Below are 19,239 nucleotides of genomic sequence, written 5' to 3'. Positions count from 1 at the left end.
ACTCTCCGGACGTCGCTGACCATTCAGCGATCGGGCTTGGAAACCCGTCGAGTTAAGTGCAACAGCGCCCCCCATCAGTACGGCAGCGGTTTTTACAGCTGCGATCCTGTTATGGCGGCTGTGCGTGGGACGCCTTCGGGTGTGCCGGTTCCTTAGCTCCCGGTTTTCCAACCTACGTACAGCTGCCACCCATTCGCTTGGAAACGAACGTGGCCGCTGCTCCCTCGGGTTAAGGAGTTAGACATGAACAAAACAGATTCAAGCGCGATTTCAGAACTAAAAACCCTCGGCTTCACGCCACTGATCTACTGCTCGGATCAGGCGCTATTCAACGTCCGCGCCGGCGTCCCCATTGTTGATGCCTTGTCACAAGCCTCCGACCTGCTGTTCCTCGTCAGATCATTTACCGAGGATGCAGCCTACGCAAAAGACACCGACCGCCACGCCTGGGCCGCGCATTACCTGACGGCGATGAGTAAGGCGGTGATTGATGATGTGGTGAAGGTGCTGACCCCGCGACCCGCCCGAACAAAGACCGAATCCGAAGAAGAGCGGCCTGAAAGCAAGTAAAGGCACAGACACAAAAAAGCCCCCGCTACCTTCATGGCAACGGGGGCTTTTTCATGGGGGCTTACATCTCGACCTGGGTACCTAGTTCAATCACCCGGTTCAGCGGCAGATTGAAGAAACGCAGGTTGCCATTGGCGTTTTTCAGCATGAAGGCGAACAACGCCTCGCGCCAGCGGGCCATGCCTTCGAGCTTGGAGGCGATGACCGTCTCGCGGCTGAGGAAGTACGTGGTGCGCATCGGGCTGAAGTCCAGGTCATCGAGATGACACAGTTTCAGCGCTTGCGGCACGTCCGGCTCGTCGGTGAAACCGAAGTGCAGGATGACCCGGAAGAAGCCTTCGCCGTAGGAATCGACCTCGAAACGCCGTTGCGGCGGTACGCGCGGGATGTCTTCGTACACCACTGTCAGCAACACCACTTGCTCGTGCAGCACCTGGTTATGCAGCAGGTTGTGCAACAGCGCGTGGGGCACGGCATCCGGGCGAGCGGTAAGGAACACAGCGGTGCCCTGGACCCGATGTGGCGGTTGCACGCGGATACTGCTGATGAAGATCGGCAGCGGCAACCCGCCTTCGTCCAGGCGATCCACCAGCAGTTGCTTGCCGCGTTTCCAGGTGGTCATCAGGACGAACAGTGCGATACCGGCGATCACCGGGAATGCACCACCCTGAACGATTTTTGGCACGTTGGCGGCGAAGTACAGACCGTCCACCAACAGGAAACCGAGCAATACCGGGACCGCAAGAACCGGTGGCCACTTCCACAGCAGCAGCATCACCGCCGACACCAGAATCGTGGTCATCAGCATGGTCCCGGTCACCGCCACGCCGTAGGCCGAGGCCAGGGCGCCGGAGGACTCGAAGCCCAGTACCAGCAGGATCACGCCGACCATTAGCGCCCAGTTCACCGCGCCGATATAAATCTGCCCTTGTTCGGCACTGGAGGTGTGCTGAATGCGCATCCGCGGAATGTAGCCGAGCTGGATCGCCTGGCGGGTCAGGGAGAATGCACCGGAGATGACCGCTTGCGAGGCAATCACCGTGGCCATGGTCGACAACGCGACCAACGGGATCAGCGCCCAGCTTGGCGCCAGCAGATAGAACGGGTTGCGGGCGGCTTCCGGATCACCGAGCAGCAATGCGCCCTGACCGAAGTAGTTCAGTACCAGTGCGGGCAACACCAGGATGAACCAGGCCCGAGCGATCGGCTTGCGACCGAAGTGGCCCATATCCGCGTACAGCGCCTCGGCACCGGTCAACGCCAGCACCACGGCACCAAGAATCGTGATCCCCATGCCTGGATGGTCCATGAAGAAGCGCACGCCCCACACCGGGTTTATCGCTTGCAACACTTCCGGGTGTTGGTTGATGCCGTACACGCCCAGCGCGCCGAGTACCAGAAACCAGGTGACCATGATCGGCCCGAACAGAATGCCGATCCGGGCCGTACCATGACGCTGGATCAGAAACAGCGCCACCAGCACGATCAACGACAACGGCACCACCCAATGGTCGATGCCTTCGAAGGCCAGCCCCAGCCCTTCGATCGCCGAAAGAACGGAAATCGCCGGGGTGATCATGCTGTCGCCGTAGAACAGCGCCGTGCCGATCAGCCCGCAGACAACCAGCAGCGTGCGCAATTTTGCATGCCCCCCCGCCGCTCGTCGTGCCAGCGCGGTCAAGGCCATGATCCCGCCTTCGCCCTGGTTGTCGGCACGCAGCACGAACATCATGTATTTGATCGACACGACCCAGATCAGCGACCAGAAGATCAGCGCCAGAATGCCCAGCACGCCGTCATGGTTGACGGGCACGCCATAGCCACCGGAAAACACTTCTTTGAGGGTGTACAACGGGCTCGTGCCGATGTCGCCATAAACCACTCCGACCGCCGCAACCAGCATGCTGATCGGCTTCGCCGCCGAATGTCCGCCGGCTATCGCCTGACTACTTGCCTGCCCCATCCATCACTCCTACTACTCAGATCCGGGCTTCTTCAAAGAAGCACTATGATTTGTGGTGCAGCATGCACTGTTTTACTTGTTGTTACAGACGATTTATTGACTGTAAAAAATCGGTAAAGCGTAAAGGCGCGAAGCATAGCGCAGCACTCGTCGTATTTCCCTGCATAAAGCTGGTCAAGTGCGCCGCCCATCGTTAGAATTGCGCACTTTTTGACCAGAGGGTGCAACATAGCGCCCGTCTGTCGCCTTGCCGTCATCGGCTGGAGGCGTCACAAATACCGAGGTTAGACATGTCCACCACTCCTGCGCCGGCCAATCCAAAGGTTGGCTTCGTATCCCTGGGTTGCCCGAAAGCACTGGTCGACTCCGAGCGCATCCTTACCCAGCTGCGCATGGAAGGCTATGACGTTGTGTCCACTTATCAGGACGCCGACGTCGTGGTGGTCAACACCTGCGGCTTCATCGACTCGGCCAAGGCTGAGTCCCTGGAAGTGATCGGCGAAGCCATCAAGGAAAACGGCAAGGTCATCGTGACCGGCTGCATGGGCGTCGAAGAAGGCAACATCCGTAACGTGCACCCGAGTGTACTGGCCGTGACCGGTCCGCAGCAGTACGAGCAAGTGGTCAACGCCGTGCACGACGTCGTGCCGCCGCGTCAGGATCACAACCCGCTGATCGACCTGGTGCCGCCGCAAGGGATCAAACTGACCCCGCGCCACTACGCCTACCTGAAGATTTCCGAAGGCTGCAACCACAGCTGCAGCTTCTGCATCATCCCGTCGATGCGCGGCAAACTGGTCAGCCGCCCGGTCGGTGACGTGCTCGACGAGGCCCAGCGCCTGGTCAAGTCCGGCGTCAAAGAGCTGCTGGTGATTTCCCAGGACACCAGTGCCTATGGCGTCGACGTGAAATACCGCACCGGTTTCTGGAACGGCGCGCCGGTGAAAACCCGCATGACCGAACTCTGCGAAGCCCTGAGCACCCTCGGCGTCTGGGTTCGCCTGCACTACGTTTATCCGTACCCGCACGTCGACGAGCTGATCCCGCTGATGGCCGCCGGGAAAATCCTGCCGTACCTGGACATCCCGTTCCAGCACGCCAGCCCGAAAGTCCTCAAAGCCATGAAACGCCCGGCCTTCGAAGACAAGACCCTGGCGCGGATCAAGAACTGGCGCGAGATCTGCCCGGACCTGATCATCCGTTCGACCTTCATCGTCGGCTTCCCCGGCGAAACCGAAGAAGACTTCCAGTACCTGCTGAACTGGCTGACCGAAGCCCAACTGGACCGCGTCGGCTGCTTCCAGTACTCGCCGGTCGAAGGCGCACCGGCCAACGATCTGGACCTGGAAATTGTTCCGGACGACGTCAAGCAAGACCGTTGGGATCGCTTCATGGCGCACCAGCAGGCCATCAGCTCGGCACGCCTGCAAATGCGCATCGGCCGTGAGATCGAAGTGCTGGTGGACGAAGTCGACGAGCAAGGCGCGGTCGGCCGCTGCTTCTTCGATGCCCCGGAAATCGACGGCAACGTGTTCATCGACAACGGCAGCAACCTGAAGCCGGGCGACAAGGTCTGGTGCAAAGTGACTGACGCCGACGAATACGACCTGTGGGCTGAACAGATCTAAACGCAAAAAATACGAAAAGCCCCGCTCTCTTGACGAGATGCGGGGCTTTTTTACGTCTATCTTTTTGTGGGAGAAAAAACTCGCAGCCTTACGGGAACGGCTCTTAACAGAAGGAGCAAGCGGCCATGCGCCAACATTCGGTCATTTACACACCGAAACAGAGCGACTACGAAGAACTCACCCACGTGTGGGAGGCCTCGGTGCGCGCTACCCATGACTTTCTGCCCGACAGCTACATCGAACTGCTGAAGAACCTGGTCCTGACCCGCTACCTCGACGCCGTCATGCTGATCTGCACCAAAGACTCGCGCCAGCGCATCACCGGGTTCGCTGGCGTGGCGGCGGGCAAGATCGAAATGCTGTTCATCGATCCGGATCACCGTGGCCAAGGCCTGGGCAAGCAATTACTGCGCTACGCCCTGGAACACCTGAACGCCGATGAGCTGGACGTCAACGAGCAGAACCCACAGGCCCTGGGTTTTTACTTCAAGCAGGGCTTCGAGGTGATTGGTCGTTCCGAGCATGACGGTATGGGCCAGCCCTATCCGTTGCTGCACATGCGTTTGCGCCAGGGCCAGCAACTGGCGCGCAATGGCTGACCACCATGGCGCCATGTGGGAACGGGCTTGCTCGCTCCCACATTAAAAACACATGAGGCAAATGGACTCGCGATTAACCCGCGCCCAGCAGGTACAATGCCCACCCCTTTTTTGTTACGGCCCTGTCATGACTGACCCGATTCGTCTCTCCAAACGCCTCATCGAACTCGTCGGCTGCTCCCGTCGGGAGGCTGAGCTGTTCATCGAGGGCGGCTGGGTCACCGTCGATGGTGAAGTCATCGACGAGCCGCAGTTCAAGGTCGACACCCAGAAAGTCGAGCTCGACCCAGAGGCCAAGGCCACTGCGCCGGAACCAGTGACCATCCTGATGAACGTCCCGGCGGGCATGGACGCGGACAGCGCCATGGCGACCCTCAGCGCCGCGACCCTGAGCGAAGAACACCGCTACGGCAAACGTCCGCTCAAGGGCCACTTCCTGCGCCTGACCGCCAGCGCCGACCTGCAGGCCAACGCCAGCGGTCTGCTGGTGTTCACCCAGGACTGGAAGATTCTGCGCAAACTCACCGCCGATGCCAGCAAGATCGAGCAGGAATATGTGGTCGAGGTCGAAGGCGACATGGTGGCTCACGGCCTCAACCGCCTGAACCACGGCCTGACGTACAAGGGCAAGGAACTGCCGCCGGTCAAGGCCAGCTGGCAGAACGAAAACCGCCTGCGCTTTGCCATGAAAAATCCACAACCGGGCGTGATCGCCCTGTTCTGCCAGGCTGTCGGCCTGAAGGTCGTCGCCATCCGCCGCATCCGCATCGGCGGCGTGTCCATCGGCAAAGTGCCCGTGGGGCAATGGCGCTACCTGTCCGGCAAAGAGAAGTTCTAAGGCTTTTCCCGCCGCCATACATTTCGGCGCCGCAGCTTCATGCGGCGCCCACAGCGAAATATCAGGACTGCACACATGATTCATAACGACGTACTGCGCAGCGTGCGCTACATGCTCGACATCAGCGACAAGAAAGTCATCGAGATCATCAAGCTCGGCGGCATGGACGTCACGCTGGAAGACCTGGTGACGTACCTCGACAAGAAAGAAGAAGACGAGGAAGGTTTCGTACGCTGCCCGGACGAAGTCATGGCGCATTTCCTCGATGGCCTGGTGATCTTCAAGCGTGGCAAGGACGAAAGCCGTCCGCCGCAGCCGATCGAAGTGCCGGTGACCAACAACATCATCCTGAAGAAGTTGCGTGTCGCCTTCGAACTGAAGGAAGACGACATGCACGCCATCCTCAAGGCCGCCGAGTTCCCGGTGTCCAAGCCTGAGCTGAGTGCGCTGTTCCGCAAATTCGGCCACACCAACTACCGCCCGTGCGGCGATCAATTGCTGCGCAACTTCCTCAAGGGCCTGACCCTGCGCGTGCGCCCGCAGTAAACCGCGCAGCGCGCCCTGTAGGAGCCGGCTTGCTGGCGATGGCGATCTTGAGAACGCCATCGCCAGCAAGCCGGCTCCTACAAGAGCGGTCGCAAACCAATCTGTATAGATGTTTATTCCTCGCAAAAATAGTGGCTCCGCTTCCGGCGGCTGAAGACTAGGGTGTATTGACCCTCAGCTCTCAGGACTCGCCATGCATCCCTACTTCTCTCTGCAAGGCCGCACCGCTCTGGTGACCGGCGGCACCCGCGGTATCGGCAAAATGATCGCCAAGGCTTATGTCGAAGCCGGCGCCATCGTGTACGTGTGCGCGCGGGATGCCGAAGCCTGTCAGCAAACTGCCGATGAGCTGAGTGCCTTCGGGATTTGCCACGCCGTGGCCGCCAACCTGGCTCATGAAGAAGGCGTTCAGCAACTGGCCGCGCAATTGAGCGAACACATTGGTCAGCTGGATATTCTGGTGAACAATGCCGGTACCACCTGGGGTGCGCCGCTGGAGAGTTACCCGGTCAAGGGCTGGGAAAAAGTCATGCAGCTCAACGTGACCTCGGTGTTCAACTGCATCCAGCAATTTCTACCGCTGCTGCGCAAGGCCGGTTCGGCGGCGAATCCGGCACGGATCATCAACATCGGTTCGGTGGCCGGGATTTCTTCCTTCGGCGAACAGGCGTATGCCTACGGCCCGAGCAAAGCCGCCCTGCACCAACTGTCGCGGATTCTGGCGCGAGAGCTGGTGAGCCAGCACATCAACGTCAACGTGATTGCGCCGGGACGTTTCCCTAGCAAGATGACTCAGCATATCGGCAACGATGAGCAGGCGTTTGCAGAGGACACGGCGTTGATTCCGATGAAGCGCTGGGGCCGGGAGGAAGAAATGGCGGCGCTGGCGATTAGCCTGGCGAGTACGGCCGGGGCGTATATGACCGGGAATGTCATTCCTTTGGATGGCGGGTTTAGTCTCTAGATCGGCGGCGCGGCTATCGCGGGCAAGCCACGCTCCCACAGGTTTTATGCCGTACACAACATTTGCGTTCACTCGAGAACCTTGTGGGAGCGTGGCTTGCCCGCGATGACAGAGTAATAGGCAGCACCGATCTCGAGGCCGCTCGGGTTATCATGCCGCCCTAATCCCGGCCTCGACCCCAGACCATGACCTACAGCGTTTCCCCCATCGGCTTCGTGCGCTCCTGCTTCAAGGAGAAGTTCGCCATCCCGCGTCAACCGCAACTGGCCCCGGCCGCTCGGGGCGTACTGGAGCTGGTGGCGCCGTTCGATCAGGGTGATGCGGTGCAGGGGCTGGAGCAGGTCAGCCATGTGTGGCTGTTGTTCCTGTTCCATCAAGCGCTGGAAGAAAAGCCACGCCTCAAAGTTCGCCCGCCGCGTCTGGGCGGTAACAAATCCATGGGCGTGTTCGCCACCCGCGCGACACATCGTCCTAACGGCATCGGCCAGTCGGTGGTCAAACTGGACAAGGTCGAAGCCAATCGACTGTGGATCTCCGGCATCGACTTGCTGGACGGCACGCCGGTTCTCGACATCAAACCCTACGTGCCCTACGCCGACATCATCGACACGGCGTCCAACGACATCGCCAGCGCCCCGCCGCTGCTGATTCCCGTGCAGTGGACGGACTCAGCCCTGCAACAGGCCCACGGCCACGCTCAGCGGCTTGGCGAGCCCCTGGTCGAGTTGATCGAGCAATGCCTGGCACAAGACCCACGCCCGGCGTACCAGATTCCTACGCCTGAGCGCGAATACGGCGCGCAGTTCTGGGATCTGGATGTACGCTGGCATTATCCTGAGACGGGCGTGATCCGCGTCTTGGAAGTCATTCCCGCAAAAGCCTGAACCCCGGAAACGAAAAAGCCCGCATGACCTTCTCAGGTCATGCGGGCTTTTCTGCGCACTACGCCATTGAATGTAGGAGCCGGCTTGCTGGCGATAGCGCTTTGAAGTTTGCCATCGCCAGCAAGCCGGCTCCTACAAGTGACCTTCGGTCACTTCTCGACGAACGCACGCTCGATCAGGTAATCACCCGGCTCGCGCATCCGCGGCGAAACGGTCAGGCCGAAGCTGTTCAACACTTCGCTGGTCTCGTCGAGCATGCTCGGGCTGCCGCACAGCATGGCGCGGTCGTCCTGCGGGTTGATCGGCGGCAGGCCGATGTCGCTGAACAGCTTGCCACTGCGCATCAGGTCGGTTAGGCGGCCTTCGTTTTCGAACGGCTCGCGGGTCACGGTCGGGTAGTAGATCAACTTGTCACGCAGAGCCTCGCCGAAGAACTCGTTCTGCGGCAGGTGCTCGGTGATGAATTCGCGGTAAGCGACTTCATTGACGTAACGCACGCCGTGGCACAGGATCACTTTTTCGAAACGCTCGTAGGTTTCCGGGTCCTGGATGACGCTCATGAACGGCGCCAGACCGGTACCGGTGCTGAGCAGGTACAAATGCTTGCCAGGCTTCAAGTCATCCAGCACCAGGGTGCCGGTAGGCTTCTTGCTGATGATGATCTCGTCGCCTTCCTTCAGATGCTGCAACTGGGAAGTCAGCGGGCCATCAGGCACTTTGATGCTGAAGAACTCGAGATGCTCTTCCCAGTTCGGGCTGGCAATCGAGTAAGCGCGCATGAGCGGCCGGCCGTTGGGCTGTTGCAGGCCGATCATCACGAACTGACCGTTCTCGAAGCGCAGGCCCGGATCGCGGGTGCACTTGAAGCTGAACAGAGTGTCGTTCCAGTGATGAACACTGAGGACACGCTCGTGGTTCATGTTGCTCATGTACGTGGGACTCCTGGAGATTTTGCCTGCGCCAATGATGTGCACAATTGCATCGCATTCTAATGGCAGCGACAATATCTGTTAAATGGATTATTAAGATAAGGGTTATCGGTTATATCGATATGCGATTTACTCTCCGTCAACTTCAAGTGTTCGTCGCCGTCGCCCAGCAGGAAAGCGTATCCCGTGCCGCGGGCCTGCTCAACCTCTCGCAATCGGCGGCGAGCACCTCGATCACCGAGCTGGAGCGCCAGTGCAGCTGTCAGCTGTTCGATCGCGCCGGCAAACGGCTGAGCCTCAACGCCCTCGGCAAACAGCTATTGCCGCAAGCGGTGGCCCTGCTCGATCAGGCCAAGGAAATCGAAGACTTGCTCAACGGCAAGTCCGGTTTCGGCTCCCTGGCGGTCGGCGCGACCCTGACCATCGGCAATTACCTGGCCACCCTGCTGATCGGCAGCTTCATGCAGCGCCATCCGGAAAGCCAGGTGAAGCTGCATGTGCAGAACACCGCCAACATCGTGCAACAGGTGGCTCACTATGAAATTGATCTGGGTCTAATCGAAGGCGACTGCAGCCATCCGGACATCGAAGTGCAGAGCTGGGTCGAAGATGAACTGGTGGTGTTCTGCGCGCCCCAGCATCCGCTGGCTCAACGCGGTATTGCCACTATGGAGGAGCTGAGTCATGAGGCGTGGATTCTCCGAGAACAAGGCTCGGGCACGCGGCTGACCTTTGACCAGGCCATGCGTCACCACCGCAGCGCGCTGAACATTCGCCTGGAACTGGAACACACCGAAGCGATCAAGCGCGCGGTGGAGTCAGGGTTGGGGATTGGCTGCATTTCGCGCCTGGCGCTGCGCGATGCGTTCCGTCGTGGCAGCCTGGTACCAGTAGAAACACCGGATCTGGACTTGGCGCGGCAGTTCTATTTCATCTGGCACAAACAGAAATACCAGACCTCGGCGATGCGCGAGTTCCTCGAACTGTGCCGCGCCTTCACCGCCGGGGTTCAGCGCAGCGACGAGATCGTTCTGCCTGCCATCGCTTAAAGCAGGATCACCGCCCACACCAACGCGATCATGCTCAACGCCACGAGTTGAGCGGCACTGCCCATGTCCTTGGCGTTCTTGGACAGTGGGTGCAACTCCAGGGAAATGCGGTCGATGGCCGCTTCCACCGCCGAGTTGAGCAATTCGACGATCAACGCCAACAGGCAGACTGCAATCAGCAGCGCCTGCTCGACACGGCTGACATTCAGGAAGAACGACAGCGGAATCAGGATGGCATTGAGCAACACCAGTTGCCGGAAGGCCGCCTCGCCAGTGAAGGCCGCGCGCAGGCCGTCCAGGGAATAGCCGGAGGCGTTGAGGATGCGTTTTAGGCCGGTCTGGCCTTTGAAAGGTGACATAGAGTAAGCAACTGACCAAAAAGGAGTGGGAAAGCTAGATTAAGCAAAGTCAAAAAAGCGTGAATACATAACACCTTAGTGGCTCGAAATTGACTCAAGTTGTTGCAAGAGCAGCGCCGCCTGAGTCCGGGTCCGTACATTCAGCTTACGGAAAATCGCGGTGACGTGGGCCTTGATCGTCGCTTCGGACACGCTCAATTCGTAAGCAATCTGCTTGTTCAGCAGACCCTCACAGACCATGGTCAACACCCGGAACTGCTGGGGCGTCAGGCTGGCAAGGCCTTCGCTGGCCGCCTTGGCTTCGTCGGAAACGCTGACGGCTTCGAAGGCCTGGGGCGGCCAGAAAACGTCACCATCGAGCACCGCGCGCACGGCTTTCTGAATGACACTCAGGTCACTGGACTTGGGAATGAAACCGCTGGCGCCGAACTCACGGGACTTCACCATGATCGACGCCTCTTCCTGCGCCGACACCATCACCACCGGAATCTGCGGGTACTGACCGCGCAACAACACCAGCCCGGAAAAACCGTAAGCCCCTGGCATGTTCAGGTCCAGCAACACCAGGTCCCAATCGGCCTTTTCGGTCAGACGGCTTTCCAGCTCGGCAATGCTCGCCACTTCCACCAGACGGACATCCGGGCCCAGGCCCAGGGTCAATGCTTGATGCAAGGCACTACGAAAAAGAGGGTGGTCATCGGCAATCAGGATTTCGTATGTGGCCATTTTTCAAATGATCCTGTTTTTTGTGGGACGCCCGATGCATTCAGGCCTCGCCAAAACAACTCGAGGTGCAGCCACGCAGCGGCACCAACAGGGCACGTTCAACGCCAATCACATCGGCGTATCAAACCGTGGCCGCGCCCTAATCGGCGCCAAGCATGCCCAGCGAAGCCGGGGTGGTCAAGTTGCATGGCGCGGCCAACGGGCCTCGTTCCTTGCAGTATGGGCGACGTTCAGCCGACAACGGGCGCCGCGTGCTGTACGAAGGGCATCAGCTCGGCGTGGGCCGGTGTTTCAACATTCATATCCAGCTGATGTTTAGCGTCCAGGTAATGCTGGCTGAACACATCAAAATAGGCGTCCAGTGCCGATGCAGCGTCTGTATCGCCAGCAAGATCCAGACACAGCGCGGCCACTTCGGCCGTGCACAGGTGCTCGCTGCGCGTGGACCTGCGCAATCGGTAGCGTGAAAGCTTCTCCGGGAGCAGGCTCAGAATCGGCAACCCATCAAAATAAGGGCTTTTTCGGAAAATCTTCCGGGCTTCGGTCCAGGTGGCGTCCAGCAGAATGAACAGCGGGCGCTTGGTGCTATCGACCGCGACACTGTGGGTAACTCGCTCGGGTTCGACGTATTCGCCCGGAAACACCAGGTACGGTTGCCATTGAGGATCGGCCAACAGCGCCAGCAGTTGCTCATCAATCTCGGTGCGCGACCAGATGAATGCATGATTGTCGCGCACCACATCAGCGATCAGCCAACCGGTGTTGCTCGGCTTGAACACTTCTTTATTGGTCATGATCAGGCACACGCCGCTGCGGGCTTCGACCTGCGGGCGCCAGGCGCACAGACAATGGCTCTCGATCACGCGGCAGACACGGCAACGCGGTGCACGCCAGCCTCGGGCCTGAATCGGCTTGATGCCTGCCTCTTCGCGCTCATCGCGCAAGCGGGCGACGGCGTTCGTCGCAAAGTGTGCAGGGGTTTGACTCATCGCAGGCAACGCCGACGGCTAAGGGAAATCGACACAAAAAACACTCGGCAAGGCAAAAAGTGCCGGCAGTTTACCAGAGGGTTCGGCGCAAGCCTGTACCGTCCGGGACTCCTCCCCTATAATTCGCCGCCACTGAACGCACAGTCATGTGACGGGTCGAACCACCAGTCACTGAACCAGGAGAGTTTCATGCTGCGCCTTATCGTTCCCACCGCTGCCGTTTTGCTGGCGTCGTCCTTTAGCGCTCAGGCTGCATCCTTGAGTGAGCAGAATCTCAACAGAGAGCTGCGAAACGTCGCCGTACAAAGCAGCGTTGGCACTCCACGGGCGATCAACGAAGACATTCTTGATCAGGGCTACACCGCAGAAGGAAAAGTGCTGATCAACCACTTGAGCGTGCAAAGCAGCCACGCCGAAAAAATGCGCGCCGATCCCAAAGCTGTGTACTTCCAGCTTGGCGCCTCCGTATGCAGAAACCCAGGGTTCCGCAAGCTGATGGCCAAGGGCGCGATCATGCGTTACGACTTCACCGAGGTGAAGACCAACCGTCCGGTCGGCTCCGCAAGCTTCCAGGACTCGGACTGCCCGAAAGAGACTCCCGCGAAGAAGAAATAATTACCTGGCATTGGCGCGCCGCTGTTCATCCTCGGCGCGCAGCTCTGCCAACAGCGCCTGCAAGTAACGCGAACGTCGCTCCCCACCCTCCAGACGTCGGCAGCACTCTTCTTCGAGACTCAAATGATGGGTCTCGGCCGATGCTTTCAGCAATCGATACAGTTGCGCATCGATCTCCAGAGTCACTCTGGGCATAGTTTCCCGCCTCCCTGCATGCATTGATCGCCGTTGATCACGCGATAAATCCCTGAATTGCTTGAATGTTGCGTCCTGCCGTTGACGCAAAGTTGTCGTGTCACGCCTGTAACTTAGTAAATCAGAGCGCGAGACATGCGGCTTGCGTTCAGACGAGCGGTGAAAGCACCTTGCAAATCGTCAATAAGCGGTTGCCAGGAAAGACTTTGCGGCGCAATGATCAAGCCAGCGAAAATCGTTGCGAGGGTCTAAATTCAAAGTGTTCATGTTGTTTTTTTAAGGGCAGAAAAGGGGCTGCCCATTACGGTGTCTTATTGTGCGAACGTTTCTTTCATTCAAGGGATAAGCAGAGCCCGTATGGATGGCTCGATTGCAATCGAGTCAGGTAGAGCGCCCAGGCATGGGCTTGGGCAGACAGCGACACAAGGGGTGTCGCGGCGCCGACGATTGTTTTGTCGGGCCGACGGTTCTGTGCAGAAGGAGAAGTTGAATGCCTTACCAACCGAATGACCTACTGAGCCGTCATTTTCAAGAAAGCGGCCACGACCTCACCAGCAAGGTCGAAGAACAACTCAACCTGGTTTCACCCAACAGCCCCAACATCCCGATTTACCGCGACATGATCCTGACCGTGCTGCGCATGGCTCAGGAAGATCACAACCGCTGGAACGCCAAGATCACCCTGCAAACCTTGCGTGAACTCGAGCACGCTTTCCGTGTGCTGGAGCAGTTCAAGGGACGGCGTAAAGTTACCGTTTTTGGCTCGGCACGCACGCCGATAGAACACCCGCTATATGGTCTGGCCCGAGAACTGGGCGCCGCCCTGGCGCGCTCGGACCTGATGGTCATCACCGGTGCCGGTGGCGGCATCATGGCGGCGGCCCATGAAGGTGCCGGCCTGGAACACAGCCTGGGATTCAATATCACCCTGCCCTTCGAGCAACATGCCAATCCCACGGTCAATGGCACTGCCAACCTGCTGCCCTTCCACTTTTTCTTTACCCGCAAGTTGTTCTTCGTCAAGGAAGCCGATGCGCTGGTCCTGTGTCCAGGCGGTTTCGGTACTCTGGATGAAGCACTGGAGGTGCTGACCCTGATCCAGACCGGCAAAAGCCCGCTGGTGCCCGTGGTGCTACTGGATGCACCAGGCGGTACGTTCTGGCAAGGCGCGCTGGACTTCATTCACCATCAACTGGAGGAAAATCGCTACATCCTGCCGACCGACATGAAGCTGTTGAGCCTGGTCTACAGCGTCGAAGAGGCCGTGGAGCAGATCAACCAGTTCTACAGCAACTTCCACTCAAGCCGCTGGCTCAAACATCAGTTCGTGATTCGCATGAACCACAAGCTCAGCGACCGGGCACTTGAACACATGCAGGAGGCATTCGCCGACCTGTGCCTGAGCGATCATTTCCATCAGCATGCCTACAGTGGCGAGGAGCACGACGAAGCGCAGTTCAGCCATCTGGTGCGTTTGTCCTTTACCTTCAACGCTCGTGATCATGGTCGTCTGCGAGAATTGGTGGATTACATCAACCTGCCGGAAAACTGGGCCCAGTCCAGACCCCAGGCGCAGCAACGCACACGGGAACCGTCCAAGGTAACGTGATGCAAAAAAACGGCCCGCTATCGAAATAGCGAGCCGTTTCAGTCAATCGTCCATCCCTCGGCCGCTGAACAAGCGGCTGATCATTTCCATGGAATATCCCCGATAACTCAGGAACCTGCCCTGTTTGGCACGTTCTCGGGCGTCTATCGGTAAATGCCCGGAAAATTTGCGCCGCCAGGTGTCTTCCAGTTGTTCCTGCCAATCGATACCACTCTCGCGCAAGGCGAGCTCAATGTCGGTACGTTGCAGGCCACGCTGGCTCAGCTCTTCGCGAATGCGCAAAGGGCCATATCCGGAACGGGCACGGTAGGAAACGAAGCTTTCGAGGTAACGGGATTCGGACAACAAGCCCTCTTCCGTCAAGCGGTCGAGTGCTGTGTCGATCATTTCAGGGAGGGCGCCGCGCTGACGCAGTTTACGCGTCAGCTCGACTCGACCGTGCTCGCGTCGCGCGAGCAGGTCCATTGCGGTTCGCCGCACCGCGACGAGTGTATCGAGTACGGCGGTCATCGGATCGATCAGATATCAGCGTCAGCCAGGTCGTCTTCGGTCTCTCTGACGGCCGAAGCCTTGACGTCCGGTGCTGGGGTCAGCAGCTTGTCGCGCAGCTGCTTCTCGAGAGTCGCGGCGATTTCCGGATTGTCTGCCAGGAACTTGGCCGAGTTGGCCTTGCCCTGACCGATCTTGGTGCCGTTGTAGGCATACCAGGCACCGGACTTCTCGACGAAACCGTGCAGCACACCCAGGTCGATCATCTCACCGTTGAGGTAAATGCCCTTGCCGTAAAGAATCTGGAACTCGGCCTGACGGAACGGCGAAGCCACCTTGTTCTTCACGACTTTGACGCGGGTTTCACTACCGACGACTTCATCACCTTCTTTCACCGCGCCAGTACGACGGATGTCCAGACGAACCGATGCGTAGAACTTCAGCGCGTTACCACCGGTGGTGGTTTCCGGGCTGCCGAACATCACGCCGATTTTCATGCGGATCTGGTTGATGAAGATCACCAGGCAGTTGGCGTTCTTGATGTTACCGGTGATTTTACGCAGCGCCTGGGACATCAGACGGGCTTGCAGGCCCACGTGCATGTCGCCCATTTCGCCTTCGATTTCAGCCTTTGGCACCAGAGCGGCCACGGAGTCGACGATGATCACGTCAACGGCGTTGGAACGCACCAGCATGTCGGTGATTTCCAGGGCCTGCTCGCCGGTGTCCGGCTGGGAAACCAGTAGGTCGTCGACGTTGACGCCCAGTTTGCCGGCGTACTCAGGGTCGAGAGCGTGTTCGGCGTCGACGAATGCGCAGGTCGCGCCGGCTTTTTGAGCCTGGGCGATCACCGACAATGTCAGGGTGGTTTTACCGGAGGATTCAGGACCGTAGATTTCAACGATACGGCCTTTTGGCAGGCCGCCAATGCCGAGCGCGATGTCCAGACCCAGAGAGCCAGTGGAAATGGCCGGGATCGCCTGACGGTCCTGATCGCCCATACGCATTACGGCACCCTTGCCGAATTGACGTTCGATCTGACCCAGGGCCGCAGCCAAGGCTTTCTTCTTGTTGTCGTCCATTAAAGTCCTCACGTAATCAATAAGGCCTGACGGCCAACACCTGTATAAGTAGCCAGTATTATTCCACAGCGTTTCAGGATCGCCTACCCCTGATTTGAGATTTCTCCAACGGTATGCCGCAGCAGCCCCTCTAGCGCGGCCTTCACCGTTTGTCGGCGGACCTCGTCACGGTTACCGACAAAGTGCTGGACCTCGCTGAACACCTGCTCACCGACGCCCCAGGCCAGCCACACCGTGCCCACGGGCTTGTTCGGCGAACCGCCATCCGGCCCCGCCACACCGCTGACCGCCACGGCAAACCGCGCCCGGCTTTTTTCCTGCGCGCCTCGGACCATGGCCTCGACCACCTCGCGACTGACCGCTCCGACGGTTGAAAACAACTCGGTCGGGACGTTCAGCTGCTGGATTTTCTGGCGGTTGGAGTAGGTGACATAACCGGCCTCGAACCACGCCGAACTCCCGGGGATACGGGTGATCGCCTCGGCAATTCCGCCCCCTGTGCAGGATTCGGCAGTGGTGACGTGGGCATTGAGAACCTGCAAGCGCCTGCCAAGTTCAGCGGCCAGCTGAGTAATATCTTTCACGGCTCTCTCCTGATCGAGCGGAATGAGCACTACCGTACACGAGCGGATCACGCTTGCAAGGTTCAGGATCGATCAAAATGTTAGCGAGCCAGGGCTCTGACGTAGGCCTGACAGGCCTGCAAGGCAATCAGTCCGCGATCACCGGCGTCGGTGATCGCGATAATTCGTTGAGCATGCGCCGGGTCAAGTCGGGCTCGCGGGGCGCCATGATCCACGCCGCCGGCGCCGGAGGTGGCTGGCACTGCGCAGGTAGAGGCAGCGTCATGGGCATCGAGGAGGACTGACAGGCGCACATCAGCAGTGGCAAGACGATCGCGCAGGCGACTTTGATCATGTTCGGCATCGCTAAGCGCTCGATAATGGGTTTGTTCACTGGCCGACAGTCGCTGCTCCAGGGCCAGACGCCTGTTTTGTTCGGCCTGTTGCTCGGTGGCGGTCGCCAGAGTCAGTTGATTAAGGGTCTCGGCGTGCAGCCTGGCCTGTTCCGCCAGTTGCCGGTCGTAGCGCCAATCCTGAAACTGCCAGGCCAGCGCCGCCGAACAACCGGCCAGCACCAGCAGACCGATCAATCGCCAACTGATCAGACCGAGGACTGGCATAGCACCGACCTCGCCCGCGCCCAGGTTTCCAGGCGATCCTGCAACCCGTTCAGCCCGCCGTTGATACGGCGAGTGATGCTGTTGAACTGGTCGCGATCGGCCAATTCATTCAGGCCATTCTGCTCCCAGAACCAGGCGGCGGACTCGGCCGCCCATTGCGGTTGCTCCAGCAATTCAGGTAACGCCAACAAACGTTCATCGCCAAACAGGCCGAGACTGCATTGGCGGTAGTTGTTACGCCCAGTGATCTGGATCAGGCCTCGGCCACGGTACTTTTGACCGTCGCCGTCGGGTTCCGGGGTGTTGCCCAACCGGGCGGCCAGGGTGCCGGTGTCGTATTTGCTCAGGTATTGCGTGCTGCCCAGTTCGCGTACGTACTGCAACTGTCCCGACTCATGGCCGACTTGCGCGAGAAAGGCGGCGATGCGCTTCGGGGTGTTGATGTTGCGGTGGGACATGGCGGTGTTGAGGGCGGAAATGAAAACGCCCGCTTGGGAGCGGGCGTTGGGCATGATGCTTTGTAGTTGTTGCGTAACGATCATAGTTACCCCGAAAGGCAGGCGGAAAAGGCGTTAAAGTTGCTCAGCCAACCAAAGCGGTGCACTGGGTCGATGTTCGGTGAACGGGAAGAAAGATCCTTGTGGCCAATCTCGCAGTGCACGACGATAAGCCTGCAGTTGGGCGTATTGATCAGTGGTCAAAGTAGTACCGCCGCCATCCTCCAGTTCATCTCTGTCGCGAGCAACCATGCTGTCTGTGGCCGACAGCTGTGCATCACGCCAGAAACGCTCGGCGTTCGCGGCTTCTTCCGGTGCAAGGGGTGGTGTATCGACAAGAACGGGATACCCGTTATCGGCTCGAACGGAAATCATCTTCGCGGTGACGGCCAGTTCTTGAAGTAGTGACATCCAGTACGTCTGAGGGATCTCTATGACATCGGAAGGAATATCCGATGTATTGATTCCGGGTACATATACACCACAGGTACTTGCGCTAAACAAAACATTGAACTCGTTCATTCAATACCCCTTGGCAAAATAATAAACGCCCCATCCAGCAGCCGATAGACCGCCCATGTCTCGCACTTTCAAGCGACAGCCCTGTTTGGTGGCACTACCCTGGACCATAATGACCGCCGCTCCATCACCACCCACATGGTTGGCAACAATGGAGGAAAAGGCTGTTGGAAACGAAATGGGGAACGTGACAAACACGTCTCCGCTGGCATCCGTCGTCCCGTAGCCCCATTGATCAATGTTGCCGCTGGAATACTTCTGGTATCCAGGAAGGCCGTTCATCCCGGAGAACAATGAGGTGTATTTCAAGCTGACTGTTCCACCGACCAAACGCCATTGGCCGCCCAGCTTGAGAAACTCTGCGGTTTCCCCCAGCCCAAGAACAATTGAACCTGTCACACCGTTGGATGCCTTGATGGTATCTGCGCCGGGCGCTGCCGAGACCGTAAGTGCTCCCGAGCCGGCATTAACAATGTTAATCGTCGCTGCATGCGCAATGTCGGTCGTCACGGGCAACGTCGCAGTAATGGGCGTACCACTGGAAAAACTGCTGACACCTCCGATATTGGACGCTGTCAGCGTCGCACTCGCGGCATACGATGCAAAACCCGAGAATTGCAGGCCACTTCGGGTTACAAAAGAAGTCGTTGCAACAGTGTTACCGTTGTCGAATTGCGGGGCAGTGACGAACAGACCACTGCTGCGCAATGCCGCAAGAAGTTGATTATTCAGCCCTTCCGTAGGGGTTATTCCAGCGGCCTGGATAACACTTAATACTTCCTGGGTAATGCTATTACCCCAACTCGCCGGAATCAAAGATCCGGGCGCCCCCGTCACAGGGTTTTCATCGACAAACTTCCCATCAACCAATCCGGCGCTGGGTACACTTCTTGGGTAATCCACTGATTAGCTCCTGATCCATGATATCCGGTACCAGCCTAAGAGGCGGTACGACAGCAATTCAGCCCACAAATAAAAACGTCCGCTTGGGGCGGACGCTGAACCT

23 protein-coding genes are annotated in these 19,239 nt (G+C 58.8%); 10 read left to right on the top strand and 13 right to left on the bottom strand.

Annotated features, from left to right (window positions below):
* Window positions 1–243 precede the first annotated feature (243 nt).
* The gene (locus JUI81_RS26160; RefSeq protein ID WP_019580975.1) at window positions 244–570 is read left to right on the top strand and encodes a DUF3077 domain-containing protein; all 327 of its coding nucleotides are present in this window, start codon (window positions 244–246) and stop codon (window positions 568–570) included.
* Between the two features lie 61 nt (window positions 571–631).
* Here the strand turns inward: JUI81_RS26160 and JUI81_RS26155 are convergent, their stop codons facing one another.
* Window positions 632–2,533 carry a potassium transporter Kup gene (locus JUI81_RS26155; protein WP_019580976.1) on the bottom strand — a complete coding sequence of 634 codons (1,902 nt, stop codon included), beginning with the start codon at window positions 2,531–2,533 and terminating at the stop codon, window positions 632–634.
* A gap of 290 nt (window positions 2,534–2,823) precedes the next feature.
* Between JUI81_RS26155 and rimO the strand changes: the two genes are divergently transcribed.
* From rimO to tsaA, 6 genes are all read left to right on the top strand, one after another.
* Complete coding sequence (gene rimO, locus JUI81_RS26150) at window positions 2,824–4,161, top strand: 30S ribosomal protein S12 methylthiotransferase RimO (protein WP_018926946.1); 1,338 nt, start codon at window positions 2,824–2,826, stop codon at window positions 4,159–4,161.
* A 125-nt stretch (window positions 4,162–4,286) separates the two neighbouring features.
* Window positions 4,287–4,760 carry a GNAT family N-acetyltransferase gene (locus JUI81_RS26145; protein ID WP_028939229.1) on the top strand — a complete coding sequence of 158 codons (474 nt, stop codon included), beginning with the start codon at window positions 4,287–4,289 and terminating at the stop codon, window positions 4,758–4,760.
* A gap of 127 nt (window positions 4,761–4,887) precedes the next feature.
* Window positions 4,888–5,598, top strand: coding sequence for an rRNA pseudouridine synthase (locus JUI81_RS26140; protein ID WP_019647851.1), 711 nt, complete (start codon window positions 4,888–4,890; stop codon window positions 5,596–5,598).
* 75 nt (window positions 5,599–5,673) lie between these two features.
* Complete coding sequence (locus JUI81_RS26135) at window positions 5,674–6,144, top strand: DUF1456 family protein (protein ID WP_018926949.1); 471 nt, start codon at window positions 5,674–5,676, stop codon at window positions 6,142–6,144.
* A 193-nt stretch (window positions 6,145–6,337) separates the two neighbouring features.
* On the top strand, window positions 6,338–7,108 hold the full coding sequence (locus tag JUI81_RS26130) for an SDR family oxidoreductase (protein WP_204125323.1): 771 nt from the start codon (window positions 6,338–6,340) through the stop codon (window positions 7,106–7,108).
* A 185-nt stretch (window positions 7,109–7,293) separates the two neighbouring features.
* Window positions 7,294–7,992, top strand: a complete 699-nt coding sequence (tsaA, locus tag JUI81_RS26125; RefSeq protein WP_018926951.1) for a tRNA (N6-threonylcarbamoyladenosine(37)-N6)-methyltransferase TrmO — start codon at window positions 7,294–7,296, stop codon at window positions 7,990–7,992.
* Between the two features lie 149 nt (window positions 7,993–8,141).
* Here the strand turns inward: tsaA and fpr are convergent, their stop codons facing one another.
* On the bottom strand, window positions 8,142–8,921 hold the full coding sequence (fpr, locus tag JUI81_RS26120) for a ferredoxin-NADP reductase (protein WP_002554680.1): 780 nt from the start codon (window positions 8,919–8,921) through the stop codon (window positions 8,142–8,144).
* A gap of 122 nt (window positions 8,922–9,043) precedes the next feature.
* Between fpr and JUI81_RS26115 the strand changes: the two genes are divergently transcribed.
* Window positions 9,044–9,970: a LysR family transcriptional regulator gene (locus JUI81_RS26115; protein WP_018926952.1), complete on the top strand. Its 927-nt coding sequence runs from the start codon at window positions 9,044–9,046 to the stop codon at window positions 9,968–9,970.
* On the opposite strand, the gene JUI81_RS26110 is transcribed toward JUI81_RS26115, so the two are convergent.
* The 3 genes from JUI81_RS26110 to JUI81_RS26100 form a co-directional block, all read right to left on the bottom strand.
* Complete coding sequence (locus JUI81_RS26110) at window positions 9,967–10,329, bottom strand: diacylglycerol kinase (protein WP_019580981.1); 363 nt, start codon at window positions 10,327–10,329, stop codon at window positions 9,967–9,969. The two genes, JUI81_RS26115 and JUI81_RS26110, sit on opposite strands and share 4 nt — an antisense overlap.
* 75 nt (window positions 10,330–10,404) lie before the next feature.
* On the bottom strand, window positions 10,405–11,055 hold the full coding sequence (gene erdR, locus JUI81_RS26105) for a response regulator transcription factor ErdR (RefSeq protein ID WP_018926954.1): 651 nt from the start codon (window positions 11,053–11,055) through the stop codon (window positions 10,405–10,407).
* Between the two features lie 230 nt (window positions 11,056–11,285).
* On the bottom strand, window positions 11,286–12,044 hold the full coding sequence (locus tag JUI81_RS26100; protein ID WP_019580982.1) for a tRNA-uridine aminocarboxypropyltransferase: 759 nt from the start codon (window positions 12,042–12,044) through the stop codon (window positions 11,286–11,288).
* A gap of 189 nt (window positions 12,045–12,233) precedes the next feature.
* Between JUI81_RS26100 and JUI81_RS26095 the strand changes: the two genes are divergently transcribed.
* Entirely contained in the window at window positions 12,234–12,659 is a 426-nt protein-coding gene (locus JUI81_RS26095) for a PA3611 family quorum-sensing-regulated virulence factor (protein ID WP_019580983.1), read from the top strand.
* On the opposite strand, the gene JUI81_RS26090 is transcribed toward JUI81_RS26095, so the two are convergent.
* Entirely contained in the window at window positions 12,660–12,854 is a 195-nt protein-coding gene (locus JUI81_RS26090; protein ID WP_018926957.1) for a hypothetical protein, read from the bottom strand.
* Window positions 12,855–13,344: 490 nt separating this feature from the next.
* On the opposite strand from JUI81_RS26090, the gene JUI81_RS26085 reads away from it, so the two are divergent.
* On the top strand, window positions 13,345–14,463 hold the full coding sequence (locus JUI81_RS26085; protein WP_019580984.1) for a TIGR00730 family Rossman fold protein: 1,119 nt from the start codon (window positions 13,345–13,347) through the stop codon (window positions 14,461–14,463).
* A 42-nt stretch (window positions 14,464–14,505) separates the two neighbouring features.
* On the opposite strand, the gene recX is transcribed toward JUI81_RS26085, so the two are convergent.
* The 7 genes from recX to JUI81_RS26050 all read right to left on the bottom strand — a co-directional run bounded on the left by recX (window position 14,506) and on the right by JUI81_RS26050 (window position 19,136).
* On the bottom strand, window positions 14,506–14,973 hold the full coding sequence (gene recX / locus JUI81_RS26080) for a recombination regulator RecX (RefSeq protein WP_007940560.1): 468 nt from the start codon (window positions 14,971–14,973) through the stop codon (window positions 14,506–14,508).
* Window positions 14,974–14,981: 8 nt separating this feature from the next.
* Window positions 14,982–16,034, bottom strand: coding sequence for a recombinase RecA (gene recA, locus JUI81_RS26075; protein WP_007940559.1), 1,053 nt, complete (start codon window positions 16,032–16,034; stop codon window positions 14,982–14,984).
* Between the two features lie 83 nt (window positions 16,035–16,117).
* Entirely contained in the window at window positions 16,118–16,618 is a 501-nt protein-coding gene (locus JUI81_RS26070; RefSeq protein WP_019580985.1) for a CinA family protein, read from the bottom strand.
* Window positions 16,619–16,698: 80 nt separating this feature from the next.
* Window positions 16,699–17,217, bottom strand: coding sequence for a lysis system i-spanin subunit Rz (locus tag JUI81_RS26065; protein ID WP_019580986.1), 519 nt, complete (start codon window positions 17,215–17,217; stop codon window positions 16,699–16,701).
* Window positions 17,199–17,759, bottom strand: coding sequence for a glycoside hydrolase family 19 protein (locus JUI81_RS26060; RefSeq protein ID WP_026331838.1), 561 nt, complete (start codon window positions 17,757–17,759; stop codon window positions 17,199–17,201). The genes JUI81_RS26065 and JUI81_RS26060 overlap by 19 nt, the downstream gene beginning before the upstream one ends.
* A 30-nt stretch (window positions 17,760–17,789) precedes the next feature.
* Window positions 17,790–18,236: a phage tail assembly chaperone gene (locus JUI81_RS26055; RefSeq protein WP_019580988.1), complete on the bottom strand. Its 447-nt coding sequence runs from the start codon at window positions 18,234–18,236 to the stop codon at window positions 17,790–17,792.
* Complete coding sequence (locus JUI81_RS26050) at window positions 18,237–19,136, bottom strand: hypothetical protein (protein ID WP_019580989.1); 900 nt, start codon at window positions 19,134–19,136, stop codon at window positions 18,237–18,239. It abuts the gene before it with no gap.
* Window positions 19,137–19,239 lie beyond the last annotated feature (103 nt).

Source organism: Pseudomonas sp. 008 (assembly GCF_016861935.1).
Taxonomy (GTDB): Bacteria; Pseudomonadota; Gammaproteobacteria; order Pseudomonadales; family Pseudomonadaceae; genus Aquipseudomonas.
This window is presented reverse-complemented; position numbering and strand designations above follow the sequence as displayed.

Coding starts and splice junctions, on each gene's coding strand:
- JUI81_RS26160 (WP_019580975.1), top strand. CDS start 244: ATGAACAAAACAGATTCAAGCGCGATTTCAGAACTAAAAACCCTCGGC.
- JUI81_RS26155 (WP_019580976.1), bottom strand. CDS start 2,533: ATGGGGCAGGCAAGTAGTCAGGCGATAGCCGGCGGACATTCGGCGGCG.
- rimO (WP_018926946.1), top strand. CDS start 2,824: ATGTCCACCACTCCTGCGCCGGCCAATCCAAAGGTTGGCTTCGTATCC.
- JUI81_RS26145 (WP_028939229.1), top strand. CDS start 4,287: ATGCGCCAACATTCGGTCATTTACACACCGAAACAGAGCGACTACGAA.
- JUI81_RS26140 (WP_019647851.1), top strand. CDS start 4,888: ATGACTGACCCGATTCGTCTCTCCAAACGCCTCATCGAACTCGTCGGC.
- JUI81_RS26135 (WP_018926949.1), top strand. CDS start 5,674: ATGATTCATAACGACGTACTGCGCAGCGTGCGCTACATGCTCGACATC.
- JUI81_RS26130 (WP_204125323.1), top strand. CDS start 6,338: ATGCATCCCTACTTCTCTCTGCAAGGCCGCACCGCTCTGGTGACCGGC.
- tsaA (WP_018926951.1), top strand. CDS start 7,294: ATGACCTACAGCGTTTCCCCCATCGGCTTCGTGCGCTCCTGCTTCAAG.
- fpr (WP_002554680.1), bottom strand. CDS start 8,921: ATGAGCAACATGAACCACGAGCGTGTCCTCAGTGTTCATCACTGGAAC.
- JUI81_RS26115 (WP_018926952.1), top strand. CDS start 9,044: ATGCGATTTACTCTCCGTCAACTTCAAGTGTTCGTCGCCGTCGCCCAG.
- JUI81_RS26110 (WP_019580981.1), bottom strand. CDS start 10,329: ATGTCACCTTTCAAAGGCCAGACCGGCCTAAAACGCATCCTCAACGCC.
- erdR (WP_018926954.1), bottom strand. CDS start 11,055: ATGGCCACATACGAAATCCTGATTGCCGATGACCACCCTCTTTTTCGT.
- JUI81_RS26100 (WP_019580982.1), bottom strand. CDS start 12,044: ATGAGTCAAACCCCTGCACACTTTGCGACGAACGCCGTCGCCCGCTTG.
- JUI81_RS26095 (WP_019580983.1), top strand. CDS start 12,234: ATGCTGCGCCTTATCGTTCCCACCGCTGCCGTTTTGCTGGCGTCGTCC.
- JUI81_RS26090 (WP_018926957.1), bottom strand. CDS start 12,854: ATGCCCAGAGTGACTCTGGAGATCGATGCGCAACTGTATCGATTGCTG.
- JUI81_RS26085 (WP_019580984.1), top strand. CDS start 13,345: ATGCCTTACCAACCGAATGACCTACTGAGCCGTCATTTTCAAGAAAGC.
- recX (WP_007940560.1), bottom strand. CDS start 14,973: ATGACCGCCGTACTCGATACACTCGTCGCGGTGCGGCGAACCGCAATG.
- recA (WP_007940559.1), bottom strand. CDS start 16,034: ATGGACGACAACAAGAAGAAAGCCTTGGCTGCGGCCCTGGGTCAGATC.
- JUI81_RS26065 (WP_019580986.1), bottom strand. CDS start 17,217: ATGCCAGTCCTCGGTCTGATCAGTTGGCGATTGATCGGTCTGCTGGTG.
- JUI81_RS26060 (WP_026331838.1), bottom strand. CDS start 17,759: ATGATCGTTACGCAACAACTACAAAGCATCATGCCCAACGCCCGCTCC.
- JUI81_RS26055 (WP_019580988.1), bottom strand. CDS start 18,236: ATGAACGAGTTCAATGTTTTGTTTAGCGCAAGTACCTGTGGTGTATAT.